Genomic DNA, 4,461 nt, shown 5'->3' with positions numbered 1-4,461 from the left:
CCGCTACATGCCGCAGGACGACAATTACATCTACCCGGCCGACGGCAGCGACACCGGCACGCGCTATCCGGCGCCGCGCTCGGCCAGCCGCCCGCTCTATGACGCGCAGGTCTATCATGAGCCGGCGCAGCAATATTACAACCAGGGCTATGGCCAGCAGGGCTATTATCAGCCGCAGCCCCGGCAGCTTTATCAGCCGCGCGGCTATTACTACCAGAACTGACGTGGCCGTCCGCCGTCGCCATCAACGGCGCTCGCCGGTCAGCACGAACTCCCGATCGCCATTCGAGGCACCATGTCATCACGTGCCACGACCGTTCTGACTTCGCTCTGGGTTTTGATGGCGGGACCGGCCATGGCCTTCGATCTCGAGGCGCATCGGGGCGGCCGGGCGCTGTTGCCGGAAAACACCCTGCCGGYCTTCGCCAACGCGCTGTCGATGGGCGTGGATACGCTGGAGCTCGACGTCGGCGTGACCGCCGATGGCGAGGTCATCATCTCGCATGAACGCGGGCTCAATCCCGATCTCGCACGGGATGCGAACGGCGCCTATGTCACTCCGCCCGGTACGCCCTTCGTGAAATTGCAGTTCGCCGATGTCAGGACCTATGACGTCGGCCAGATCCGGCCGGACAGTTCTTACGCCAGGCAATTCCCCGAGCAGCGCGCCGTGCCGGGGACACGCATTCCCACCTTGAAGCAGCTGTTCGCACTGGTGCGCAAATCCGGCAACGATCGCGTGCGCTTCAACATCGAGACCAAGATCGATCCGAACCGTCCGGACGAATCCCTCGACCCGCATGGCTTTGTCGCCAAACTGCTCGGGCTGATCGAGGCCGAGAAGTTTTCCGAGCGCGTCATGATCCAGTCGTTCGACTGGAGGACCTTGCAGCTCGTCCAGCGGCAGGCCCCGAACATTCCGACCGTGTACCTGACGCTCCAGCGCGGCTCGGGCCAGACGATCGCGCTGGACAAGGCCACCAGCTGGACTGCGGGTTTCAGTCCGGCCGATCACGGCGGCTCGCTGCCGCGAACCATCAAGGCTGCGGGCGGCGCGATCTGGTCGCCCTATTTCGGCGACGTGACTGCGGCACTCGTCTCGGAGGCTCACGGGCTCGGGCTGCGCGTCGTGGTCTGGACGGTCAACAAGCCTGAGGACATGGCGCGCATGATCGAGATCGGCGTCGACGGGATCATCTCGGATAGGCCCGACCTGTTGCGGCAGGTGGCGGGCGAGAGGGGAATTGCGCTGCCGGCGGGGACGCCGGTGGCGCCGTAGCTGCAAACCGTCTCATGTCCCGGACGYGGCRCGGCATGMAATGACGCGACGCAGAGCCGGGACCCAGGCTTTGCTTCGCTCCATCCGGCTACGAAGTTGCTAAGCGGCCCTACTCCCCATCCCTCAAACGCCGATACAGCGCGCCGAGGATGTTGGAATAATCGTCGGTCCAGACCCGCACCCTGTCGTCGGCTTCGGTCTGCTCCCAGACCTTGGACGAGGCGATCTTGCCGACATCGGCGTCCTCGCGCGCGGAGATGACGACGTCGGTCGAAAAGATGTAATCGCCATCCCGCCCGGAATCCTCGTTGAAGACCCAGCTCTTGAGATCGTTGGCATCGGCGATGCCGACCACGACGGTCTCGAGATCGAGATGCCGGTTGGAGACGTGCATCACCACCGCGCCCTGGGGCGCGAGCTTGTCCTTGTAGATCTTCATCGCCTCCTCGGTCGCAAGATGGATCGGGATCGCATCCGACGAATAGGCATCGACGATGATCAAGTCATAGGCGCCGTCCGGCTCCTTCGCGAAGGTCAGGCGCGCGTCCCCGATCACCGGCTTCAGGTCCGGCAGGCAACTCGAGATGTAGCGGAAATTCTTCGGGTCGCGCGCCGCGTCGACCATCGACTGGTCGATCTCGAAGAATTTCCAGCTCTCCCCGGGCTCGGCGGCGCAGGCCAGCGTGCCCGATCCGACGCCGATCGCGGCGACCTTCAGCGGCGCGCCCTTGCGCTCGCGGAGCGCGGTGATGGCCTGACCGATGCCGCCGTCCTTGTGATAGTAGGTGATCGGCTCGGGCCGGCCGGTGACCGGCGTGCCGTCATTGTTGCGGAAGCGCTCGGCGCCATGGATCGTGGTGCCGTGCATCAGCACATGGAAATAGCCGCCGGGCGTCTCCACGATCTTGTGGACGCCGAAGAAGCTTCGCACGGTGGTGACGCGGCCCTCGTCCGCCGGATAGACACGGATCAACGCCAGCGCGAGCGCAACGGTGGCAAAGATCTTCCAGCGGCCGGCATTGAGCGCCAGCGTCAGCAGCGCAGCGAGCACGCCGACGGAGCCCGCGACCCAGACGCGGTGATCCTCGAACCAGGTCGAGAGGCTGCCTGTGGTGTAAGACGGCGCAACGAGTGCCACCGCGAGCGCGGCGAGCGCCAGCCAGTACCATTTGACGATGCCGGCAAGACGCTCGTTGGCGGATGGGCGGCACAGCGCCGCGAGCGCGATCAGAATCGGATATTCGGCGATCCACGAGAAGGTGAATGGAGCAACGAGGCCAGCAAAGAGGCCGCCGACCATGCCGCCGAACGACAGCGCGACATAGAAGCCGGTGAGATATTTGGCGGCCGGCCGGGTCCGCGCCAATTCGCCGTGACAGGCCATGGCGATGACGAAGAAGCACAATTGATGACCGCCGAGCGTCAGCAGCAGATTCTGTTCGCCGCCGAAGGCCAGCAGGAACACCACGCCCGCGATCGCGACCGGCTGGAGCACCAGCATCCATTTGTGCGGCAGCAGCGGCCGCGACTGGAACACCACCACCCAGGTGAGCAGATACAGCGACAGCGGCAGCACCCACAGAAGCGGCGCCGCCGCGACGTCGGTCGAGATGTGCGCGGTGACGGCGATGAGCAGGCCCGACGGCACCGCGGCGAGGAAGATCCAGCGCAGCCGCGTCACGAGGCCGGGTGCCGGCGCATTGATCTCCTCGGTTCGTGCATCGACCACCGCCAGTTTTGGCGAGCGCAACAACAGCACGCCGCAGGCGGCGATCAGGACGATCAGGAGGCCATAGCCGCCGGTCCAGAAGCGGTTCTGCGTGTGCAGCGTGAACACCGGTTCCAGCAGGAACGGATAGGACAACAGCGCCAGGAAGCTGCCGATGTTGGAGGAGGCATAGAGGAAATAGGGATCGTGCCCGGCGGGATGGCCGGTGCGGACGAACCAGGCTTGCAGCAGCGGATTGTTGGCGGCGAGCGCGAAGAACGGCAGCCCGATCGAGACCACGAACAGGCCGAGCAGCCAGACCGCATAGCCCGACGCGGGCGGCTCGCCATAGGCGGTCGCAATGCCGAGCGGCAGCGTCGCGAAGGCCAGGACCAGCAACACCAGATGCACCGCCACCGGAACGATCCGGTTCCTCACCTGCATCAAGAGATGCGCATAGGCGTAGCCGGCCAGCAGCAGCGACTGGAAGAACACCATCGCGACCGACCACACCGCCGGCGAGCCGCCGAGCCGCGGCAGCACCATCTTCGTGAACAGCGGCTGCACCGAGAACAGGAGCAGCGCGCTGACGAAGATCGCAGCGGTGTAGACCGCCAGCAACAGCCGGTTGCGCGACGACGACGGCTGCTCCGTGGCGGCGGGGTGCACGATCGAATCCATGGAATCTCCGGCTAAATTCCGGCGGGCGCCGGGCGCGCGCAATGGAGCACACCACGCCTGAACGGGCAATAAAGGGTCTCGTGATGTTGCAGCGAGGAATGCTTGATATAGAGATGTCATTCCGGGGCGATGTGAAGCATCGAACCCGGAACCTCGAGATTCCGGATCGCGCTTCGCGCGCCCCGGAATGACGCCAGGGACATCATGACCGAAACCGACGTCGTCATCATCGGCGCTGGCCATAACGGCCTCACCTGCGCGGCCTATCTCGCGATGGCGGGCCTGCGCGTGCGCGTGGTCGAGCGTCGCAAGGTGGTCGGCGGAGCGGCAGTCACGGAGGAGTTTCATCCGGGTTTCCGCAATTCTGTCGCGGCCTACACCGTGAGCCTGCTCAATCCGCAGGTGATCCGCGACCTCGAGCTTGCCGGGCAGGGCCTGCGCATCGTCGAGCGGCGGGCGCAGAATTTTCTGCCCGCGCCGGACGGCAGCTATCTGCTCACCGGCGAGGGACGGACGAAAGCGTCGGTCGCGCGGCTGAGCGCGCGTGATGCGGAGGCGCTCGACGGCTTCTCGCGCGAGCTGGAAGACATCGCCGACGTGCTGCGCCAATTCGTGCTGCGCGCACCGCCGAACCTGCTCGACGGTTTTGGCACGAACGCGATCCGCGAGGCCGTGAACGCATTGCAGAGCGCCAACATCCTGCGCGGCCTGACGCTGGAGCAAAGCCGCAGCCTGCTCGATCTCTTCACCCGCTCGGCCGGCGAGATGCTGGACGAACGGTTCGAGCATGATC

The 4,461-nt window shown here is 65.5% G+C and carries 3 protein-coding genes and 1 pseudogene; 3 read left to right on the top strand and 1 reads right to left on the bottom strand.

Annotation, left to right across the window (positions count from 1 at the left end; translation table 11 throughout):
* Together AC1D00_RS28635 and AC1D00_RS28630 are read left to right on the top strand one after the other, a co-directional pair.
* Positions 1-223, top strand: a pseudogene (locus AC1D00_RS28635) (L,D-transpeptidase); the annotation flags it as partial.
* A 72-nt stretch (positions 224-295) separates the two neighbouring features.
* The gene (locus tag AC1D00_RS28630; RefSeq protein ID WP_477012973.1) at positions 296-1,279 is read left to right on the top strand and encodes a glycerophosphodiester phosphodiesterase; all 984 of its coding nucleotides are present in this window, start codon (positions 296-298) and stop codon (positions 1,277-1,279) included.
* Between the two features lie 109 nt (positions 1,280-1,388).
* On the opposite strand, the gene AC1D00_RS28625 is transcribed toward AC1D00_RS28630, so the two are convergent.
* Entirely contained in the window at positions 1,389-3,668 is a 2,280-nt protein-coding gene (locus AC1D00_RS28625; protein WP_477012972.1) for a spermidine synthase, read from the bottom strand.
* Between the two features lie 204 nt (positions 3,669-3,872).
* Here AC1D00_RS28625 and AC1D00_RS28620 point away from each other — a divergent pair.
* On the top strand, positions 3,873-4,461 hold a 589-nt coding region (locus AC1D00_RS28620; RefSeq protein WP_477012971.1), incomplete at its 3' end, for a phytoene desaturase family protein.

The sequence above is a fragment of the Bradyrhizobium sp. P2_E8 genome (assembly GCF_056403875.1).
The sequence above is the reverse complement of the archived record's forward strand: the minus strand, read 5'-3'. Positions and strand labels throughout refer to the sequence as shown.